We start from the raw sequence: 21,310 nt of genomic DNA, 5'->3' as shown, positions 1-21,310 counted from the left end.
CCTATTTGTTTAAGGCTTCTAATATGCGTGTAGGAGCCACAAGGGTCTCCTGACTGATCTTTTGTTGTAATTTAATGATGCCACCTAAAAGTGCTTCCGGACGGGGTGGGCATCCCGGAACATAAACGTCCACGGGAATAATTTTGTCCACTCCTTTCACCACGTGGTAGCCGTGTTCCCAATAAGGACCACCGCAATTCGCACAAGAACCCATAGAAATCACATACCGCGGCTCTGGCATTTGTTCGTAGAGACGACGAATCCGATCTGCCATTTTAAAGGTCACTGTTCCGGCCACAATCATCACGTCAGATTGACGCGGGGAAGGACGAGGAAACACCCCAAAACGATCTAAATCGTAGCCTGAAGCAAAGGCTTGCATCATTTCGATCGCGCAACACGCTAAACCAAAGCTCATGGGCCAAAGCGAACTCGCCCTCGCCCAATTAAATAAATCTTCGACATTGCTGAGCACAAAGCCGTCGGATTCAAATTCTTGGTCTAAAAAACTCTTCATGTTTGGGGTTATTTTCGCAATCGTTCTGTAAATATACCTAAATTCACAAAATTTTTCGTGCATGTCACTCGTACCTTTTTTCGATACTGATTTAGCCAAACTTCGTGGGATGACCCCTGCGAAGCTTACGTTGCTACAGACCGAACTAGGAATGTTTACCTACGGTGACTTGATTCAATATTTTCCATTCCGTTACGAGGACCGCACGGTAGTTCATCCCATCGCCTCCATCACGGACGAAATGGACCACGCCCAGTTTGTGGGTCGGATTCGTTTCAAAGAAAAAATAGGCGCTGGCCACCGGCAACGCATCGTGGCACAGGTCTGTGATGCGACCGGCTGCATTGAAATCGTTTGGTTTCAGGGAGTGAAATGGCTCGAAAAATCCTTGAATACAGGTGTCGACTACCTCTTTTATGGCAAGCCGACCAGCTTCAATGGCACGATTCAGATGACCCATCCAGAGATGGAGGTCTACAAAGGCGAACAAGCATCGGGCAAGTATTTCCAACCCGTTTATCCTTTGACGGAGAAGCTTCGGAAGAAATACATCGATAGCAAGGCGATCGCCACCCTACAAAAAAACTTACTAGAAATAGCGTTTCCTTACATAAGAGAGACTTTACCGGGGGATGTTACCTCCCAGTTTAAGTTGATTTCGAAGCAGGAGGCCTTATACCATATTCATTTACCCCAAAGCGAAACCTGGCTTCACCAGGCCCGTCGCCGACTGAAATTCGAGGAGTTATTTTACAATCAATTGCGCTTGATCAAGCAGAATTTGATTCGAAAAGTCGCTTTCCCAGGACAAGTCTTCTCTTCAGCTGCCTTATTAACGACGTTCTACCAAGAACACATGCCTTTCGAATTAACCAATGCACAGAAACAGGTGATTCGGGAGATATTCGCCGATATGCGGTCTGGGAAGCAAATGAATCGCTTGTTGCAGGGAGATGTGGGATCAGGTAAGACGATTGTGGCCTTTATATCGATGCTTTTAGCGATTGATAATGGGGCTCAGGCCTGTTTGATGGCGCCTACGGAGATTTTGGCGGATCAACATTACCAAGGTTTAAAACAATTTGCGGATTTATTAGGCATCACGATCGCGAAGCTGACCGGTTCTGTCAAGAAGAAAGACCGCGTGGGATTGCACGAAGATTTGCAGTCAGGTAAATTACAGATTTTAGTGGGTACGCACGCTTTATTCGAAGATTCTGTTCAATTCAAGAACCTCGGAATGTGCATCATCGATGAGCAACACCGGTTTGGGGTGGCGCAGCGGGCGAAGCTTTGGGACAAAAACAAAACGTTCCATCCCCACATTTTAGTCATGACGGCGACGCCGATTCCAAGGACTTTAGCGATGACGCTCTATGGAGATTTAGATATTTCGATAATTAACGAATTACCCGTGGGTCGCAAGCCCATTCAGACGACGCACCGCTACGATACCCATCGCTTGCAAGTCTTTGCTTTCATCCAAAGTGAGCTCAGCAAAGGCCGCCAAATCTATATCGTCTATCCTTTAATCGAAGAATCCGAGAAAATGGACTTCAAAGACTTGATGGATGGTTACGAAAGTATTTCACGGGCGTTCCCAGAGGTGCCTTTGGGGATCTTACACGGTAAAATGAAGCCGGCAGATAAAGACATTGAAATGGCTCGCTTCGTGAAAAACGAGACCAAAATCATGGTCGCCACCACCGTGATCGAGGTAGGCGTAAACGTGCCCAATGCCTCCATTATGGTGATTGAAAGCGCTGAAAGATTTGGTTTATCTCAATTACACCAGCTAAGAGGTCGCGTAGGTCGAGGAGCAGAACAGAGTTATTGCATCTTGATGACCGGCTTCAAAATCAGCGCAGATACGAAGAAACGGATCGAAACGATGGTGAAAACCAATAATGGATTCGAAATCGCCGAAGTGGATTTGCAATTGCGTGGACCGGGTGATATTTCCGGCACTCGCCAAAGTGGCGCCATCGACCTCATGATCGCTGACCTCGCTAAAGACGGTGAAATATTGAAAGTAGCCCGAGAAACGGCTCAAAAAATCTTAGAAGAAGATCCAAACCTCGAAAAATCCGAATACGCGATGATTCGTGAGCAAGTCAGAACCCAGCGTAAAGACACAACCAACTGGGCGCGTATCTCTTAATTCAAATTGGGATCGTCTGGATAGGTGGAGAGGACACGAAAGTCCCCGCCTTTGGCATGCAGAATCTTTCTCCACAACCGGTCATGTGGCTCATCAAACACCAATTTATCATTCCCTGGATGCAAAATCCACGCATTCGAACGCACCTCGCGCTCCAGCTGACCCGCTCCCCAACCCGAATACCCAATAAAGAATTTGATTTCATCGAATCCGATCTCTCCCGCCACGACTTTATCAATAGCGACTTCGAAACTCCCAGACCAATAAATACCTGGACCTATCAAAACGCCATCTGGAATTAAATCAGGCCTACGGTGCACAAACTGCATAATCGTAGGATCCACTGGCCCTCCTGAATATAAGGGAACATCCTCTAACACCTTTTCGTCCACAAAGGAATCAAACACAATTTCTTGTTTGTTATTCAATACTAGCCCAAAAGAATGTGCCGTTGTATGCTCGCAAAGTAAGATAACCGAGCGATGAAAGGACGGATCCTCTAGAAAAGGTTCCGCCAGCAAAAGCATCCCTGGCTGTAAATCATCTGCGGTATAACTCATTGCATCGCGCTTTTTTCGTAATTTTAAGGAATGACACAGCATCTCTTCCTCTCTTTAGGCGGCAATCTAGGAAATACCCGGGAAATTTTCGAGGGAGCCTACCCGCTTATTGAAAAAAAAATAGGAAAAATCTCGGTTTACTCCTCCATTTACCAAACCGAAGCCTGGGGTCCCATCCCCCAAGCTGACTTCTTAAACCAAGTAGTGCTCGTAAGCACTTCGTTAAAACCTGAAGCCTGTTTAACGGAACTACTCGAAATTGAACGGCAATTTGGGAGGGAACGCAAAGAACGTTGGGGGCCGAGAACACTTGACCTTGATATTTTATATTACGGTGATGTCATCATAGCAGAATCCGATTTGAGTATCCCGCATCCACGGATTGCGGAACGCAAGTTTATTTTGACACCTTTGGCAGAAATTGCACCCTTATTTGAAGATCCGGTATTGCGCAAATCAATGATGGCTCTTTTAGCGGCTTGCGCAGACGAAAGCCAAGTTAATCGTTCTGTTTAGGGAATTTCCAGCTTTTGGAGGTAATACGCTCGTAATACTTTTCGTACAAAGGCAGAATTTTAACGATGTCAAATTCCTTCGCCCGAGCTAAGGCATTCGCCTTCATCTGGTCATGCAATGTAGGATCTGATAACATTTTGATGGCATTCGCAGCCATGTCTTTCACATCACCTATCTCACTTACATAACCCGTCACACCGTGGATATTTACTTCTGGAATACCACCAGCATTCGATGAAATGACAGGCACTTCGCAGGCCATTGCTTCTAAAGCTGCTAGTCCAAAACTCTCTTTCTCAGAGGTCAGCAAAAATAAATCCGCTAATGAAAGCGCCTCTTCAATCCCATCCATCTTTCCTAAGAAACGGACATCACATTGCACCTCTAACTCGCGACATAATGCCTCGATACCGGAACGTTCAGGACCATCGCCTATCAACACTAATTTAGCAGGAATCTTCTTACGAACTAAGGCAAAAACACGCACTACGTCTTCTATACGTTTTACGGCACGGAAATTAGACGTGTGCATTAACAACTTCTCCCCGTTAGGGCAGAGGGACTTTTTGAAGTGCTCGTGCGGACGTTTTTGGAAACGATGTAAGTCAATAAAATTGGGAATAACCTCGATGTGACTCAAGATCTCGAACTCATCGTAAGTATCTTTCTTCAAACTCTCTGAAACCGCTGTAACTCCATCTGATTCGTTGATGGAGAAGGTAACCACCGGTTCGAAAGACGGATCACGCCCCACTAAAGTGATATCTGTTCCGTGCAAAGTCGTGATGACCGGCACGTGAATACCTTTGTATTTGAGAATTTGCTTGGCTAAATACGCAGCCGAAGCATGTGGAATCGCGTAATGCACGTGGATTAAATCCAACTTCTCGTTGATCGTCACATCCACCATTTTACTGGCTAAGGCAGACTCATAAGGGAGGTATTCGAATAAGGGGTAGGACGCTACCGAAACCTCGTGATAGAAGATATTTTCCGAGAAAATATCTAAACGAGGGGGTTGCGTATAGGTAATAAAGTGCACCTGGTGACCAGCTAAGGCCAAAGCTTTGCCTAATTCAGTCGCCACCACACCACTTCCGCCATACGTCGGATAACAAACGATCCCTATTTTCATACCTTAAATTTAGCTGAAAGAATGTAAATTTGTAGTAAACAACTGATAACCTTTGAAAAATCTCGTCTTATTTGCGTCTGGTTCGGGTTCTAATGCCGAAAAAATCATCGAACATTTCAAAGGATCCGATCAGGTTCGCATCACTCATATTTACTGCAATAACCCTTCAGCGGGGATTATTCAACGGGCGGAGCGATTAGGCATACCATGTCGCGTGTTTGACAGAGAATCCTACAAGAACGGAACGGTGTTGAAAGAAGTTCAATCTTTACGGACGGATTGGATCATTTTAGCCGGCTTTTTGTGGTTAATCCCCGCCGAATTTGTAAAAGCTTTCCCTCAACGCATCGTGAATATTCACCCGGCCTTATTGCCTAAGTTTGGCGGAAAAGGAATGTATGGCCATTTTGTACACGAGGCGGTGGTAGCTGCAGGCGAAAAGGAATCAGGGATTACCATTCACTATGTGAACGAGCATTATGATGAGGGCGGAACGATTTTCCAAAGTTCCTTCGAGGTTTTACCGAGTGATACTCCAGAAGATGTTGCCAAAAAAGGTCAAGTGTTAGAACACCGCGATTTCCCGAAGGTGATCGAGTCACTTGTTACTACTTAATTTCCTCGTAAGGCACATAATCTCCATCATCCGCTGGCTTAGTCTTCGTTTTAGAGGCTGATGGTGGCACAAAATCCACATCAATACTTCCCTCTTTACGTGCACGCGCGGCGTTTTGCTTCGCCCGTATTTCTTGCTCAGACATCATTTTATGCGCTTGTGTGATGACGAACCCCTTCAACAAAAATCGAAGAAGTGGCATCACCACATACACCATCACTAAAATGATTGCAATTATTTTAAGCATCTTATCTACTTAGATATAAGTTTCTTTCACCGTATACTTTGCGGAAGAAATCATCTTTCAAATCATCGATGAAATAGATTGCTTCACCCGTTGACTTCATTTCTGGCCCTAATTCCATGTTTACGTTCGGGAATTTAGAGAAAGAGAATACCGGAATTTTGATCGCGTATCCCTTTTTCACCGGCTTGAAATTGAAATCCTTCACCTTCTTGTCCCCTAACATTACTTTCGTTGCGTAATTCACGTAAGGCTCTTGGTAAGCCTTGCAAATGAATGGAACAGTACGAGAAGCACGAGGGTTCGCTTCGATGATATACACCACTTCGTCTTTCACGGCGAACTGAATGTTTAACAGACCTTTGGTCTTCAAAGCCACCGCAATTTTACGCGTGTGATCTTCGATTTGCTTCATCACATTCTCTGATAAATCGAATGGAGGCAAGACCGAGTGAGAGTCACCTGAGTGAATACCCGCTGGCTCGATGTGCTCCATCATTCCGATGATGTATACGTCTTCGCCGTCGCAGATGGCATCTGCCTCCGCCTCGATCGCATTCTCTAAGAAGTGATCCAATAAAATTTTATTGCCTGGAATATCGCGTAAGATATCCACCACGTGTTGCTCTAATTCTTGTTCGTTGATGACGATTTTCATCGACTGACCACCTAATACATACGATGGACGAACTAATAATGGGTAACCTAATTCGCGACCTAATGCCACCGCATTGTCTGCATCTTCACACACACCAAACTTCGGGTATGGAATATCCAAGTCTTTCAACAAGCTCGAGAATGCACCGCGGTCTTCTGCTAAATCCAAGGCCTCGAACGAAGTTCCTAAGATTTTGATGCCGTATTTCGAAAGCTTTTCGGCTAATTTCAAGGCTGTTTGGCCTCCTAATTGAACGATAACGCCTTCTGGCTTTTCGTGTTGGATGATATCATATACGTGTTCCCAGAATACCGGTTCGAAGTATAATTTATCTGCGATATCAAAGTCTGTCGAAACTGTTTCTGGATTCGAGTTGATCATAATCGTCTCGTAACCCGCTTCTTTCGCAGCTAAAACGCCGTGCACACACGAGTAGTCAAACTCAATACCTTGACCAATACGATTAGGGCCTGAACCTAAAACAACTACTTTTTTACGTCCTGAGGACACTGATTCGTTATCTAAAACCGCCGATGCTCCTTCTTGACCGAAAGTCGAGTAGTAGTACGGAGTCTTCGCTTCAAATTCCGCCGCACAAGTATCTACACATTTGTAAATACGTTTGATACCTACCGCGTTACGCTTATCGTAAACTTCTGATTCTAGGCAACGAAGCGTGTGAGCGATTTGGCGATCTGCGAAACCTTTGTGCTTCGCTTCCTCTAATAAAATCGTAGGGATATTGTGGATGGAATATTTCTCCATCTCTTTTTCCACGCGCACTAGATCCTCGATTTGGTTCAAGAACCATTTGTTGATCTTTGTTAATTGCTGAATCGTTTTGAACGAAATGCCCATTTTGAAGGCATCATAGATGTGAAACAAACGGTTCCAGGACGGATTCGCAAGCGAGTGCATAATCGCATCTTGATCGCGCAATTCTTTTCCATCTGCACCCATTCCGTTACGCTTGATCTCTAGCGATTGACACGCTTTTTGTAAGGCTTCTTGGAAATTACGACCGATACCCATGGTTTCACCCACTGATTTCATTTGCAATCCTAAGGTGCGATCTGCCCCTTTGAATTTGTCAAAATTCCAACGTGGCACTTTCACGATCACGTAGTCTAAAGCCGGCTCGAAATAAGCAGACGTCGTACCCGTAATCGCATTCGTTAATTCATCTAAATTATAACCGATCGCCATTTTCGCAGCGATCTTCGCAATCGGATATCCGGTTGCTTTAGAGGCCAAAGCCGAAGAACGAGACACCCGTGGGTTAATCTCGATCGCGATAATTTCATCTGTTTCCGGATTCAACGAGAACTGTACGTTACATCCACCCGCAAACTGACCAATGGCGTTCATCATCTTGATGGCCATGTCACGCATGCGTTGGTAGATCGTATCTGGAAGCGTCATCGCTGGCGCTACCGTAATCGAATCACCTGTGTGAATACCCATCGGATCGAAGTTTTCGATCGAACAGATGATAATCACATTGCCTAAATTATCGCGTAAAAGTTCTAATTCATATTCTTGCCAACCCATGATGGATTGCTCTACTAACACCTCATGTGTAGGAGAGGCATGCAAACCTTTGTTCAAGGCCGCATCAAAATCTTTCGGATCGTGCACGAAACCGCCACCCGTTCCACCTAAAGTAAACGATGGGCGAATCACTAACGGGAATCCTGTTTCTTGTGCAATCTCTTTTCCTTCCAGGAACGAACGTGCGGTGCGTCCTTTACAAACCCCCACCCCAATTTCTAACATCTTCAAACGGAATTTCTCGCGATCTTCCGTCGTTTCGATGGCTTTGATATCCACACCGATGATGCGCACACCATATTTGGCCCAAATCCCCGCCGCATCACAATCGATCGCTAAGTTCAAGGCTGTTTGACCTCCCATCGTAGGCAAAACGGCATCCACTTTGTGATTCTCTAAGATGTGAATGATCGACGCTTTCTCTAAAGGCTTCAAATACACGTGATCCGCGTTCATCGGATCGGTCATGATCGTCGCCGGATTAGAGTTAATCAAGATCACCTCGATGCCTTCTTCCCTCAGGGAACGAGCGGCTTGGGAACCAGAGTAATCAAATTCACAAGCTTGACCGATCACAATAGGACCAGAACCAATAATTAGGACGGATTTAATCGAGGAATCTTTTGGCACAGGGGTATAAATTAAATTCTGAAAGGATATGTGTTTTTTGGCTTGCTTGGGTAAGCTCCAAAATTGTGCAAAGTTAGCGTTTTAAGGTCGATTTGCAAAATAAAAAATAGACTTTCGTTAAGGTTCGGCAGAACCCAAAATTTCCCTTATTTTTGACAACAAATTGTAGAAATCGTGATAAAAATACTCGTTGCTTTTGATGAAAACCGGGTCATTGGAAAAAACAATGAACTGATTTGGCATTTGCCGGCGGATCTGAAAAGATTCAAGGCCTTAACCACGGGTCACGTGATCATCATGGGGCGCAAAACCTATGACTCCATTGGAAAGCCACTTCCTAATCGCACCACGATTGTTATTTCACGCACGCCTGGCCTACAAATCGAAGGCGTCATCTGCACGACTTCCATCGAAGAGGCCATCTTAAAGGCAAAATCGTTAAGCCGCGAAGACATTTTCATCGTGGGTGGCGCTGAAATTTATGCGCTTTCCTTAGCGGTAGCTGATCAGATTTTAGTCACTCAACTGCATGACATTTTCGAGGGAGACGCGTTTTTCCCTGAAATTTCCGCAGATCAATGGACCGTAACGGAAAAAGAGCGCGGGGTGACAGATGAAAAAAACACCTATCAATATAGCTATTTGACCTACAGTAGAAAATGATTCACAAAATCGACTTAAGCGCGGAAGCGATTTCGATCGACCCCTACTACCAATTCTTGCAGGATCCGGTGGCAGGTGGCATTTGTCTGTTTATAGGTACCATCAGAAATAAGAATCAAGGAAAAGAGGTCAAGGCTTTGACGATGGAGGCCTACCCTCCCATGGCTTTGAAGCAAATCGAATTATTATGTGATCAAGCGGCTAAAAAATGGCCCATCGAGCGTATCGCTTTAGTTCATAGAACGGGTCCTTTGGAAATCGGAGACATTGCCGTATTGATTGGAGTAACCTCCGTACACCGTGCAGAAGCTTTCAAAGCCTGCGAATGGTTGATTGATACCTTGAAACAAGAAGTGCCTATTTGGAAAAATGAATTCTACGAGGACGGCTCATCGTGGCTAGTTCCCCATCCCTGAAACCATCAGACTGCATCCGCGCATTTCGGAATTATCGAAACGGCCTAGTACTTTAAATCGGATCCCATCGTCTTCTAAGGAACCTAAATCCCGTGTTTCGATGAAGGAACAGGAATCGATATTGCCTAAATCAGCCACCTTAATCCCCCCCGTTTTATGCGGTTGTGTCACTAGAGCAAACGGATCGCCCACCTCCCGCAAACAAACCCTCATCGTATAAGCCGGTGAAAATATCCCCTGAGATTTCGCATAACCCTGCGAAAACAACTCGGTCATCCCATATTCAGAAGCAATCGAATCCAGTCCCATCTTTTCTTGTAAATAGGCATGCACCTTATCGCGAATCCACTCTTCGCGGCGACCTTTCATTCCACCCGTCTCCATCACAATCAAGCGTTCTTTATGCTCCTGCATGAAAGATAAATCAATACCTGAATCCACTAAATCCAACAAACCAAAGGTCACGCCCATCAACCAAACTTTCTTGTCTGTCGCCAAGGCTTTCCGCAAAGCTTGCACCAGCTCTTCGTACTGATTCAAATAAAAACCAGACAAGTCTGACCCTGATGATTTGATAAAATGATCCATCATGAAGACCAGCGAAGAAGTCGAGCGCTCTAAGTAGGAAGGTAACAAGGCAAAGATATGGTAATCGCTGAGTGATCCATACTCCCGCTCAAAGGCAATTTTGGAAATTTCTTGGTAGAATCCGGGATCACAAACGGGATGTTTGGAGGGGATTTGACCGGTCGTTCCGGAACTTTCAAAAGAGAATAAAACGGGCTCAGAACCGGTTAAAACTTGGTGATTTTTGAATAATTCAATCGGCAAAAAAGGGATCTGCGTCCAATGCTCCACCTTGTCTGGCAATACACCGGATAGTTGAACATACTGCTGGTAGAGCGGATTATACGCATACTGATAACGAAACACATCCAAAGCAAGCGCGTCAAAATCAGCTGCCTGCATGTGCAAGACCCGACTTTTTAAACTCTCCCTTTCCTGTGCGATCGTTTGATCCATTTGATTTAACCTGATGTAGCGCAAAATTAACGCAAATCATTAACTTTACTGTTGAAAATTTCAATGAATCAATGCGAAAATTAATCGGAATTGTAGCGATTACCTTATTGAGTCTGGGTGCTTGTGTACAAGAACCTAGTTTTAGCTCTACACCTGCGATTTCATTTAAGTCGATTCAAAAGATCACAAAATCGAGTAATGATGGTTTTGGAGGCACGACGAAAATCGATTCGGTTATTATGAGCATTAACTTCCAAGATGCGGAAGGCGATTTAGGGCTTACGGAAGCCCAGTTAAAATCGGATCCTAAGTACAAGGATTTTCGCAATTTCGAAGTGGCGGTCATGTTGCAAAAGAATGGCGTCTTTATTCCCATCACGTTCACTCCGGCATTAGGAGGCTTGATGAATTTTAATTTCAAGCCAAATCAAAAAGCAGGCCCCATCGAAGGTAGCATCGATTATTCAACGCAATTTGTGTACGCCTTCTACAAAGGATACAGCCCGCAGTTTACGGCAAAGAATGATACGTTAAAATTTAAGATTTTCATTCGGGATAATGCGTTCAATCAAAGTAATACGATTGAAACCGATCCCATCGTTATTTTCAAAGACTAAAGCGATTTCAGCTTTTTATAAATTTCTGGTTGCAAACGGTACGTAAACATCCGCTGATCCCGCTCATCTAATTGTACGTCTAGTATGTCTTGATCCGTAAAAATCAAACCCAGTGTCTTGGTAAAATTCTCGATTAACTTGGCTCTAAACTGCCTTTGAGATTCTGGAGAGCTTTTATGTTTGCCAAAGAAGGCGATAATCTGATGACCATTCACAAAGCCCTGTTCATAATTTAAAATTAGGAAGTCCAAGAACAGGCGTTCATTTGCGCCAAGCATAAACCGAATCGATTTCTTCAATTTGTTTTGTTGATATCGACGGTAGAGTTGTATACCCACCAGCAAGATCAATACGGAAACAAGCGAAATCAAGGCAACTGAAAACTTTTCATACCAAGGACTCTCGTCTAACGTTCCTAAATAAGAAGACTCGCGCAAAACTTGACTAATAAGCAAGTGGGAAAAAGCTAATTCCCGATTAACGGTTCGCTCAATTTGGCTAGACCAAATCAAACTATCTCCTTTCACTCGCATATACGTTTCCACTTCTTCGCCACCATGGGTATTTAAGAAAATACGGTGCGGATTAGTCCATTGATACACTTTGAAACCATCCTCTATATCAATAATTAGCATCGTATCGTAAGGATACTCTTGGTTAGGCTTGTCTGGAATAATAAAATAACGACCAGTGAAATAATAATGCTTTGACGCTTTCGTATTCAGATAGTCACGTATTTCCTGCAGTTTTACCTCCCCAATGCGCGTGAATTTTTGATTAAAGAAATCGTATTCATACATCCCATAATCGCGATTGAAAGCCGTTTTCTTCTCCGTATCATTCATTTCCACGGTGCTCAATACATAGAAACGGTCTTTTTTGGGTGCATATCCTACTAACCCATCGAATATAGAGGCAGGAACATCGCCATCCGCAGAGATAGAGAGCCATTCTTTCCCTATAAAATCATATTTGGTTAAAATATTCGATGAATGCCAAAACCCATAGCCACCAAATGAATACAACTCATCCCCCCGCATAAAAACACTATTTTTACAGTTTGCCCCACGGTAAAAGGTTTTATCTAAGCGCTTAAGTGACCAATTTGACTTATCTAATAGATAGACCTGTCCCGTACAATGAATGGTCAAATAGAAGGTAGATGTTTTGTTAATTCTGAATTCAACAACCCCTTCAGACGTGGGCATTAAATCTTTAAAATCGACATCCTCCGTATGAAGAGTGTCTAGGCGCATCCAACCTGTTTTAGGGTTAAAACGCGAAATTTCGTGGGAATTTAAATTCAGTCGTAAAAAACTCGAGGAATTCTCCTCTTGCCATTTAATAAACTGAGCCTGCGCCGAAAAGCCGAATAAGATGAAAAACAGAAGGAACAGACTCGCTTTTTTTAGCATGTTATTGTGGTTGCGTCCCCAAAAATAACTAATTTTGTAAATTAACAAGGTTATTTAGCATTCAACGTATGACATTACATAGAGAAGGACGGACCCTATTACTCACTTCATTACTCATCGTATTAGGTATTAATGGCCTGGTTGCGTATTTCTTTCCTGAAAATGTCTATGTAAGAGAGGCCATTGTGGTCATCACCTCTTTATTTTACTTAATCATCTTGCAGTTTTTTCGTGTTCCTAAGCGCCACACGGTGCTGGACCCTAAAAACATCATCGCTCCAGCTGACGGCAAGGTAGTCGTTATTGAGGAAACGGTCGAAACAGAATATTTCAAAGGTCCACGCCGCCAGGTTTCGATCTTCATGTCACCCATCAACGTACACGTAAACTTCAACCCGATCTCGGGCATTGTATCTTATTTCAAATACCACCCAGGTAAATTCCTTGTAGCTTGGCACCCAAAATCAAGCACCGAAAACGAGCGCACAACTTATGTTGTGAAGCATGAAAATGGAACAGAAGTGCTATTCCGCCAGATTGCTGGAGCTCTTGCAAAACGTATTTGTTGGTATGCAAAAGAAGGGGATGCTGTTGTTCAGGGAACGGAATTTGGATTCATCAAATTTGGTAGCCGCATCGACATCTACTTGCCTTTAGACGCAGAAATCTGCGTAAACATCGACGACAAACCAGTGGGTGGCGAAACGGTGATTGCGCGATTAGCTTAGGCCCAAGAAGTCCAAGACTCCTCGATTAATCGAATTATTTTTTCTAGTCCTTGCTGATCCACCTCAGAAAAGTCTGCTAATTGGTCTGAATCTAGATCAAATACGAGCACGACTTCGCCTTTCACGATCGCTGGTAATACAATCTCTGACTTCGAAGCGGAAGCACAGGCTATATGTCCTGGGAATGCCTCCACGTCCGGCACTAACACCGTTTCTTTTGTGGTATACGCATGTCCGCAAACTCCCTTGTGAAAGGGAATTCGAGTGCAAGCTACTGGACCCTGGAATGGCCCTAAGACTAATTGGTTCTCCTTTGTGAGGTAGAAACCTACCCAGAAAAAGCCGAATACCTCGTGCACCGCCGCCGCGATATTCGCTAGGTTCGCGTATTTGTCGGTTTCTCCAGCTAGGAGCGATTGAATTTGGGGATATAAGGACGTGTATTTTTCTGCCCGCGTTCCCTCGATTTTGAGTAGATCCTCTGCCATCTTATGCGAAATAACGTTGTAACCAAGTGGTATTTGCGGCTTGTAACCAGCCCGCGCGGTAAGCACCTAATGATTCCGTTTGCAATGGAATAATCTGGGTAGCTGGCGAAAGCAAAGGATTGTTTTTCAACGCTGTTAACGGAATCAAGGTAAGTTCTTCGCCCTCCACTACCGCCGTGCTGCGATCGAAGAAGTCGATTCCTAGATTTGTTCCCATCTCCTTGAACCAGCGCGTTGACGCATCGATAGAGCAGCCGGAGGCCGCATTCACGGTTTCGTCCACCGCGATGACGATCACTTGTTGAAAGCGAATCTCAAAGGAAGCATTTAATCCAGCTCCGTGTGCCGCCCATTGAGTTAAGGCTGGCGCTAAATAGTCCTGGATGGCTTGGGTTTCTGACGCGGTAAAAGGTCGGTTCGCCTGATAGACCCATACGCGGGAATGATCGGGCATTTGTTCAATCGGTAAATACATATATTACATGGATTGCTGCACTAACTCAGCTAAATCTACTACTTGGATGTGTTTTTCTTTGCCTACTTTATTCAGGCCGTCCTGGACCATGACCATGCAGAAGGGGCATGCTAAGGCCACTTTACTGACTCCAGAATCGACCATTTCTTGGACTCTTTTCACCTGCACGTCTTCGCCGCCCGCTTCCGGTTCTTTGAATACTTGTGCGCCGCCTGCTCCACAGCAGAGGCCTTTTGTTCTACAACTTTTTAACTCGATTAGTTCCTTTTTCAATCCGGAAATAATCTCGCGCGGTGCTTCATAGACCCCATTTCCTCTACCTAAGTAGCAGGAATCGTGGTAAGCAACTTGCTCTAAGGAAGAACCGTCAGAAGCTTTTATTTTTCCTGAGTTGATTAATTCTGCCAAAAGCTGGCTATGGTGAATCACCTCATAATTCCCGCCCAACGTAGGGTATTCATTTTTTAAAGTATTAAAACAATGCGGGCAAGCCGTCACTATTTTCTTAACGGCATAGAGGTTTAGCACCTCGATGTTAGACATGGCCTGCATTTGGAATAAAAACTCATTTCCTGCACGACGCGCCGGATCACCGGTACACGATTCTTCTGTACCTAGGACAGCAAAGCTGATGCCTACCTTTTGCAAAATTTCCGCAAAGGCGCGCGTCACTTTCTTGTGGCGGTCGTCAAACGAACCCGCACATCCTACCCAAAAAAGAAATTCCGGCTGCTCCCCCGCTGCGGCGAACTCAGCCATCGTTTTAATCGTCTCCATTATTTCTTTTGTTGCTCGCGCATTTGCGTAACCGTTAATCTACTTCCATCGTCACTCCAGCCTGGAGGACCAAAAATATACCCAAACACCGCTTTCATACTTTTTGCGTTGGCAACATCCTTGACGATTTGAACCCATTCGTAAAAAGCAATCTTTGCTGGATTATAGCTCTCAATCTGCTTGGTTAAGCCATATTGTGGGCGCTGATTTTCGCTAACAAAAGAGCCAAACATCCGATCCCAAATAATCAATACCCCCGCATAATTCGTATCTAAATAATCCAAATCCGTTCCATGGTGCACACGGTGGTGCGACGGCGTATTCAAGATATATTCAAACCAACGCGGCATCTTGTTAATCAATTCCGTGTGAATCCAGTATTGATACAGCAAACTCGTTTGCTGGAAGAACATCACGATAAACGGATGCACCCCGATCAAAGGCAACCAAAGCCAGAAGATAAAACCGCCTGACAGATTCCCTGTCCAAGTTTGGCGCAAGGCCGCGGCTAAATTATAATGAGGTGACGAATGATGCACCATGTGGGAAGCCCAGTAAAAACGAATCTCGTGGGAGATGCGGTGCACCCAATAATAGGTTAAATCCTCTCCGAAGAAAGCCAATACCCAAACGGGCCAGGTTTGGCCTAAATCAAACAACTTCCAGTTATTATAGACGTAGAAAGACGCTCCGAATGTAATCGCCTTCGTCACAAATCCAATGCCTAAATTCCCTAAACCCAAACCGATCGACGTCATCGAATCTTTCGCCTCCACGTAATCGCGGTGCATCTTGTAGACGATATAGGATTCCAAAATAACTGTGAAAAGAAAAAATGGAACGGCGTATAAAATTAAAGTAGGACCCATCTTAGTTTAGTTTAACTACATTGCGCAAGAAAGCCTCCGACGATGCAATTGGTTTATCCGTTAATTTACCGAGTAAGTTAGACGTAATCACGTGATTGCCCGAATTAGGAAATGCCTCTTCCCTTTTCAAAGCAGCAGGTGTTCCTAAAGCAGCATACATTTCTTTCATCGCAACCACCGAAACCACGTTATCTTGGTGCGCCTCGTCCTTGTAATAATAACCCATAAATACGGGGATTTTCACCTTTTCAAAGACTTCTTTTGTCATCGCATGCGTCAACAAATTCTGCACTGCCACCACGCCCTCCAGTCTATAATGCAAACTCCAATTCTCTGCGTGTCCTGGCGCCATCACCGGAATATCCCGGTAGTCGCTTCCCGTAATCAAATGAGCCATTTGCAAGCCCCACGGATTATCCAATAAGGTCGCATTCGGATCTTTGATCGCAATGCAAGGCCCATAGAGCATCAAGGCTTTAATTTCTGGATGGTTAGCCGCTAAAACGAGTGACATAGCACCCCCAAAAGACGTCCCTAAAACGACCACCTCATCACCCAATTTCTTCGCGATCGCATAGTAGTTTTCGACACTTTGGTAATATTCATCCGCTGTCACGGTAGCGTAAGTGGAATCCGAATCTGGCACCCCATGACCCGCCACACGGGCTAGCAATAGATTAGCCCCAAATTTCTTCGCCACCTCACGGTGCAAAGGATCTCCTTCCATGGGTGACGCTGAAAAGCCGTGCACATACATAAAGACGATTTTAGTCTTGGTAGGCTGAGTTGAATCCGCCCAAATAACTCGCGCCTCATTCCCCGGCTTCAACACTGTCTTCGATTCTTTGGCTGCGATGTAGGTATCGATTTGACTAACAGAATCCGGAATATCCGTCCAGCTCGCAATAGGCGTGAGTACCGGCGTCTCTGGTTTTGGCCCTACGAAATAGGCGCCTATTAATAGGATTAAAACACCTAATATTTTCTTCATAGCTTATTCTTTTGCCCAATTCAAACGATCGGCAGGGTTAAATTTCCACGGACTTTGGTTCGTCTCCACATTCGCAAACATGGCATTCCATGCCCCCGGTGCATCTGAAAGCTCCATAATCTGGAAGCGACGCATTTCTAAGATGATATTCAAGGGCGAAAGCTCCATCGGACAAGCTTCCACACAGGCCTGACAAGACGTACAAGCGCGTAACTCTTCGGCGGAAATTCTGTCAAACAAGGATTTCCCATCGTCCACAAAAGCCCCTCTATTCGCTTTCAAAATACCACCCACTTCCTCTAATCGATCCCGGGTGTCCATCATAATTTTACGTGGTGACAAGGCGCGACCGGTTTGGTTCGCCGGGCATTGCTCTGTGCAACGGCCACATTCCGTACAAGAATACGCATCTAAGGCGTTCTTCCAGGTTAAGTCCATTACATCTTTAGCACCAAACTTCGCATTCGTAACTGGCTGCTCCTCCACCGGCTGGCCTAACATCAACTTGACCTCGTGCATTACCGCTGGCATCGCGGACATCTTCGCAGACGATTCTAGACTTGAAAAATAAGCAGATGGGAATGCAAAAAAGATATGTAAATGCTTTGAATAAGTCACATACTGGGCAAAGGACAGAATTCCCAAAATGTGAAACCACCAGGCCCCGCGTTCAAGTAGGACTAAAGCTGAAGTAGATAGTGTCGATAAAAACCCTGTTAAATGACCCGATATTATAAAAGATCCCACGGATTGGTAATGTTCCACCCCTCGCGTTTGCAACACCGAGTCCGCTCCGTTCATCGTCCACAAGGCAAGCATTAAAACAACCTCAATCAGCAATATTTGATATGCATCCTTTACGGGAAAACCGACTAACTCTTTATGATTAGCGGCTTGTAAACGACCGGTGCGAAATACCCCACGACGGAGAAAAAAGAATACGCAAGCCAAGAAAACGCCACCCGCTAAGATCTCGAAAAAATTCATTAAACCGGAGTAAAAAGAGCCTATAAACGGCGCAAAAAGGCGATGAGTCCCTAAAATACCATCTAAGATAATTTCGAGAATCTCGATATTAATGAGTACAAATCCGATGTAAATCAGGAAGTGAAAAAAGCCGACAAGGGGCTTATTGAACATTTTCTTTTGACCGAAAGCCAAAAGCGCCATGCGTTTAAATCGTTCAGACGGATGATCTGACAATTCCACTGGACGAGCTAAGCGAATCGTCTGTATGATAAGCGAAAAACGCTGAAAAATCAGGTAAGACATTCCCCCTAAAAGGGTGATAAATAGTATCTGAGGCAAATAGTTCATCGTTGATGTAGAAAGTACATAAATGTACTAAAATTTCTACGATAATTCCTTTTTCAAAAAGCGTCCCGTGTGACTATTTTTTTCTTTGGCAATCTGCTCTGGCGTTCCGCTAGCTAATAATTGCCCTCCTGCGTTTCCGCCCTCAGGACCCATGTCGATGAGGTAATCGGCCACCTTGATGACGTCCATATTGTGTTCGATGATCAAGACCGTATTTCCCTTATCCACTAATTTCTGCAACACATCTAAAAGAAGACGTACATCCTGAAAATGTAACCCAGTCGTAGGCTCATCCAAGACATAGAGAGTCTTACCTGTGTCTTTTTTGGAAAGTTCTTCTGCTAATTTAACGCGTTGCGCCTCACCCCCAGAAAGGGTGGTCGCGTGTTGCCCTAAAGTGATATAGCCTAAACCTACTTCGGCCAAAGTCTGTACCCGACGGAAGATACGCGGTTGGTTTTCGAAGAATTCCAAAGCCTGCTCCACCGTCATATCTAATACATCAGAGATCGATTTGCCCTTAAAGCGAACTTCTAATGTCTCGCGATTGAAGCGTTTCCCTTTACACGTCTCGCATTCTACTAATACATCCGGCAAGAACTCCATCTCAATCTTCTTGCGACCTGCTCCTTCACAACCTTCACAACGGCCACCTTTCACATTGAAACTAAATCGTCCCGCCTTGTATCCGCGAATCTTCGATTCCGGCAATTCACAATACAGCGTACGAATATCGCTGTACATATTCGTATAGGTAGCTGGATTAGAGCGGGGTGTGCGGCCGATGGGACTTTGGTCCACTTCGATTACTTTATCGATATTTTCCAAACCCACAATCGACTTATACGGCATCGCATCCCGCTTCGTACGATCGAAATGCTGCTTCAATTTCAATACTAAGGTATCGTGAATCAAAGTCGATTTACCAGACCCTGAAACCCCAGTCACCACCGTCAAAGTCCCCAGCGGAAACTTCACCGACACGTTCTTCAAATTATTCCCAGTCGCCCCTTTTAACTCGATGCTCAGACCATTGCCTTTGCGGCGAACGGCTGGCACCGCAATCTCCAGCGCACCATTCAAATAAGCCGCCGTGGGCGTCTTCAGTTTCAAGAACTCAGCTGGTGTACCGGAACCCACCACATTTCCTCCATGGCGACCCGCACCCGGACCGATGTCCAAAATATAATCAGACTCCAACATCATATCCTTGTCGTGTTCCACGACTAAGACCGAATTACCTAAATCTCTTAAATCTTTTAAGGCCTGAATCAATTTCTCATTATCGCGCTGGTGCAGACCAATACTCGGCTCATCCATGATGTATAAAACACCCACGAGTTGCGTCCCTATTTGAGTCGCTAAACGAATCCGCTGCGCCTCTCCTCCAGAAAGACTTTTCATCGGTCGATCGAGCGTGAGATAAGTCAACCCGATTTGAGTTAAAAAGCCCACCCGTTTTCTAATTTCCTTCAAAACTTCTACCCCGATCTGCTGCTGACGATCGCTCATCCGTGTTTCCACGTCAGCGAACCAAGCCTCCAGTTCATTGATATCCATTTGGGCTAATTGCCCGATGTGTTTATCCGCGATACGGAAGTGCAAGGATTCTTTCTTCAAACGATACCCATCGCAATCCGGGCATTTTTTGATGATCATAAAATCCTTTAACCAGTCTTGCGTCTTTTCAGAACCCGACTCTTGTTGGCGTTTTAGGAAATTTACGATACCATCGTATTTCGTATTCCACTCTGTGCCCTCGTATTTCTTAGAAGGCACCGCGACTGGCGCATCCGAACCATATAGCATTAACTCCACAGCCTCCGCTGGGAATTTTGCAATGGGAGTCGAAAGACCTACTTTAAAGGGCTTTAAGAGCACCTCTAATTGCTTGAATATCCAAAGTTCGCGGTATTCCCCAATCGGCGCGATGGCACCACGGATAATGCTTAAGGAACGATCTGGAATGACTGAATCTTCGGTAATTTCTTCTACTACGCCCAGGCCGTTGCAACAAGGGCAGGCGCCATAAGGGCTATTAAATGAGAAAGTATTCGGTGCGGGTTCATCGTAGGACAAACCGGTCGCCGGATCCATTAAGGTCTGGGAGAAGTAATGTAATTTATTCTTGGCATCTAGGACGTAGACCTGTCCTTTGCCTTGGTTCATCGCGGTTTGTAGGCTTTGGGATAAACGCAAACGTTCGTCTTCTGCCACCACTAAACGATCCACCACTATTTCAATATCGTGTACTTTAAATCGATCGACCTGCATCTTAGGTTCGATGTCCATGATTTCTCCATCGATACGCACCTTCGTATATCCCCATTTCGCGATTTGGACAAACAACTCGCGGTAATGTCCTTTACGGCCTTTGACTACGGGCGCGAGTAATACGACTTTGCCTTTGTTGAATTGGGTTAATAAGGTCTCGATGATTTGGTCGACAGACTGCTTGACCATTTTCTCCCCTGAAAGGTAAGAAAATGCCTCCCCGGCACGCGCGTACAGCAGACGCAGGAAATCATAGATTTCCGTGGTCGTACCTACCGTAGAACGCGGGTTTTTAGAGGTGGTCTTTTGTTCGATGGAGATCACCGGCGAAAGGCCTTCGATCTTGTCTACGTCCGGGCGTTCCATGTTTCCAAGGAAAGAACGAGCGTAGGCGGAGAAAGATTCCATGTAGCGTCTTTGGCCCTCTGCATAAATCGTATCAAACGCCAAAGACGATTTTCCCGACCCCGAAATACCCGTCACCACCACGAGCTGATTGCGCGGAATGGAAACGTCAATATTCTTTAAATTATGCTCGCGTGCACCCAGCACTTGAATGTGGGAAAATCCGGTAGAATCAGACGCTTTTGAAGCCATAGTTTGGGAATCGATCGATCCACAAAGGTACAAAAAAAGAGGCTGCCCTTTTAGGGGCAGCCTCAACATAAT

At 44.9% G+C, this 21,310-nt stretch carries 21 protein-coding genes; 7 read left to right on the top strand and 14 right to left on the bottom strand.

Annotated features, from left to right (window positions below):
* Position 1: 1 nt before the first annotated feature.
* Positions 2-517: an NADH-quinone oxidoreductase subunit B gene (locus SKC35_RS09025; protein ID WP_130922779.1), complete on the bottom strand. Its 516-nt coding sequence runs from the start codon at positions 515-517 to the stop codon at positions 2-4.
* A 61-nt stretch (positions 518-578) separates the two neighbouring features.
* On the opposite strand from SKC35_RS09025, the gene recG reads away from it, so the two are divergent.
* Positions 579-2,678, top strand: coding sequence for an ATP-dependent DNA helicase RecG (recG, locus tag SKC35_RS09020; protein WP_377979069.1), 2,100 nt, complete (start codon positions 579-581; stop codon positions 2,676-2,678).
* Here recG and SKC35_RS09015 read toward each other — a convergent pair.
* Entirely contained in the window at positions 2,675-3,238 is a 564-nt protein-coding gene (locus SKC35_RS09015) for a YqgE/AlgH family protein (protein WP_377979068.1), read from the bottom strand. The two genes, recG and SKC35_RS09015, sit on opposite strands and share 4 nt — an antisense overlap.
* Before the next feature lie 30 nt (positions 3,239-3,268).
* Between SKC35_RS09015 and folK the strand changes: the two genes are divergently transcribed.
* A complete protein-coding gene (folK, locus tag SKC35_RS09010; protein WP_377979067.1) occupies positions 3,269-3,754 on the top strand; it encodes a 2-amino-4-hydroxy-6-hydroxymethyldihydropteridine diphosphokinase in 486 nt (161 codons plus the stop codon).
* Here the strand turns inward: folK and bshA are convergent.
* The gene (gene bshA / locus SKC35_RS09005; protein ID WP_377979066.1) at positions 3,738-4,889 is read right to left on the bottom strand and encodes an N-acetyl-alpha-D-glucosaminyl L-malate synthase BshA; all 1,152 of its coding nucleotides are present in this window, start codon (positions 4,887-4,889) and stop codon (positions 3,738-3,740) included. The two genes, folK and bshA, sit on opposite strands and share 17 nt — an antisense overlap.
* Before the next feature lie 52 nt (positions 4,890-4,941).
* On the opposite strand from bshA, the gene purN reads away from it, so the two are divergent.
* Entirely contained in the window at positions 4,942-5,505 is a 564-nt protein-coding gene (purN, locus tag SKC35_RS09000) for a phosphoribosylglycinamide formyltransferase (RefSeq protein ID WP_377979065.1), read from the top strand.
* Here the strand turns inward: purN and SKC35_RS08995 are convergent.
* A complete protein-coding gene (locus SKC35_RS08995) occupies positions 5,498-5,752 on the bottom strand; it encodes a DUF4834 family protein (RefSeq protein WP_377979064.1) in 255 nt (84 codons plus the stop codon). The two genes, purN and SKC35_RS08995, sit on opposite strands and share 8 nt — an antisense overlap.
* Before the next feature lies 1 nt (position 5,753).
* The gene (gene carB / locus SKC35_RS08990) at positions 5,754-8,588 is read right to left on the bottom strand and encodes a carbamoyl-phosphate synthase large subunit (RefSeq protein ID WP_377979063.1); all 2,835 of its coding nucleotides are present in this window, start codon (positions 8,586-8,588) and stop codon (positions 5,754-5,756) included.
* Positions 8,589-8,762: 174 nt separating this feature from the next.
* Between carB and SKC35_RS08985 the strand changes: the two genes are divergently transcribed.
* Both SKC35_RS08985 and SKC35_RS08980 read left to right on the top strand, forming a co-directional pair.
* A complete protein-coding gene (locus tag SKC35_RS08985) occupies positions 8,763-9,251 on the top strand; it encodes a dihydrofolate reductase (RefSeq protein WP_130894872.1) in 489 nt (162 codons plus the stop codon).
* Positions 9,248-9,667, top strand: a complete 420-nt coding sequence (locus tag SKC35_RS08980) for a molybdenum cofactor biosynthesis protein MoaE (RefSeq protein ID WP_377979062.1) — start codon at positions 9,248-9,250, stop codon at positions 9,665-9,667. Before SKC35_RS08985 ends, SKC35_RS08980 begins: the two co-directional genes overlap by 4 nt.
* On the opposite strand, the gene SKC35_RS08975 is transcribed toward SKC35_RS08980, so the two are convergent.
* Positions 9,650-10,690: an acyl transferase gene (locus SKC35_RS08975; RefSeq protein ID WP_377979061.1), complete on the bottom strand. Its 1,041-nt coding sequence runs from the start codon at positions 10,688-10,690 to the stop codon at positions 9,650-9,652. The two genes, SKC35_RS08980 and SKC35_RS08975, sit on opposite strands and share 18 nt — an antisense overlap.
* Positions 10,691-10,761: 71 nt before the next feature.
* Here SKC35_RS08975 and SKC35_RS08970 point away from each other — a divergent pair, with 71 nt between their 5' ends.
* A complete protein-coding gene (locus SKC35_RS08970; protein WP_377979060.1) occupies positions 10,762-11,307 on the top strand; it encodes a hypothetical protein in 546 nt (181 codons plus the stop codon).
* Here SKC35_RS08970 and SKC35_RS08965 read toward each other — a convergent pair.
* Positions 11,304-12,722, bottom strand: a complete 1,419-nt coding sequence (locus tag SKC35_RS08965) for a hypothetical protein (protein ID WP_377979059.1) — start codon at positions 12,720-12,722, stop codon at positions 11,304-11,306. The genes SKC35_RS08970 and SKC35_RS08965 overlap by 4 nt on opposite strands.
* A gap of 68 nt (positions 12,723-12,790) precedes the next feature.
* On the opposite strand from SKC35_RS08965, the gene SKC35_RS08960 reads away from it, so the two are divergent.
* The gene (locus SKC35_RS08960; RefSeq protein WP_377979058.1) at positions 12,791-13,450 is read left to right on the top strand and encodes a phosphatidylserine decarboxylase family protein; all 660 of its coding nucleotides are present in this window, start codon (positions 12,791-12,793) and stop codon (positions 13,448-13,450) included.
* Here SKC35_RS08960 and SKC35_RS08955 read toward each other — a convergent pair.
* The 7 genes from SKC35_RS08955 to uvrA form a co-directional block, all read right to left on the bottom strand.
* The gene (locus SKC35_RS08955) at positions 13,447-13,938 is read right to left on the bottom strand and encodes a GAF domain-containing protein (RefSeq protein WP_377979057.1); all 492 of its coding nucleotides are present in this window, start codon (positions 13,936-13,938) and stop codon (positions 13,447-13,449) included. The genes SKC35_RS08960 and SKC35_RS08955 overlap by 4 nt on opposite strands.
* A gap of 1 nt (position 13,939) precedes the next feature.
* A complete protein-coding gene (locus SKC35_RS08950) occupies positions 13,940-14,413 on the bottom strand; it encodes a hypothetical protein (protein ID WP_377979056.1) in 474 nt (157 codons plus the stop codon).
* Positions 14,414-14,416: 3 nt separating this feature from the next.
* Entirely contained in the window at positions 14,417-15,190 is a 774-nt protein-coding gene (locus tag SKC35_RS08945) for a (Fe-S)-binding protein (RefSeq protein ID WP_377979055.1), read from the bottom strand.
* The gene (locus tag SKC35_RS08940; protein WP_377979054.1) at positions 15,190-16,059 is read right to left on the bottom strand and encodes a sterol desaturase family protein; all 870 of its coding nucleotides are present in this window, start codon (positions 16,057-16,059) and stop codon (positions 15,190-15,192) included. The genes SKC35_RS08945 and SKC35_RS08940 overlap by 1 nt, the downstream gene beginning before the upstream one ends.
* Position 16,060: 1 nt before the next feature.
* Positions 16,061-17,050, bottom strand: a complete 990-nt coding sequence (locus tag SKC35_RS08935; RefSeq protein WP_377979053.1) for an alpha/beta hydrolase — start codon at positions 17,048-17,050, stop codon at positions 16,061-16,063.
* A 3-nt stretch (positions 17,051-17,053) separates the two neighbouring features.
* Positions 17,054-18,322, bottom strand: coding sequence for a 4Fe-4S dicluster domain-containing protein (locus SKC35_RS08930; protein WP_377979052.1), 1,269 nt, complete (start codon positions 18,320-18,322; stop codon positions 17,054-17,056).
* An 81-nt stretch (positions 18,323-18,403) separates the two neighbouring features.
* Positions 18,404-21,238, bottom strand: a complete 2,835-nt coding sequence (gene uvrA / locus SKC35_RS08925; RefSeq protein ID WP_377979051.1) for an excinuclease ABC subunit UvrA — start codon at positions 21,236-21,238, stop codon at positions 18,404-18,406.
* Positions 21,239-21,310: the final 72 nt, after the last annotated feature.

This window comes from Aquirufa originis (assembly GCF_042714495.1).
Lineage (GTDB): Bacteria > Bacteroidota > Bacteroidia > Cytophagales > Spirosomataceae > Aquirufa > Aquirufa originis.
The sequence above is the reverse complement of the archived record's forward strand: the minus strand, read 5'-3'. Positions and strand labels throughout refer to the sequence as shown.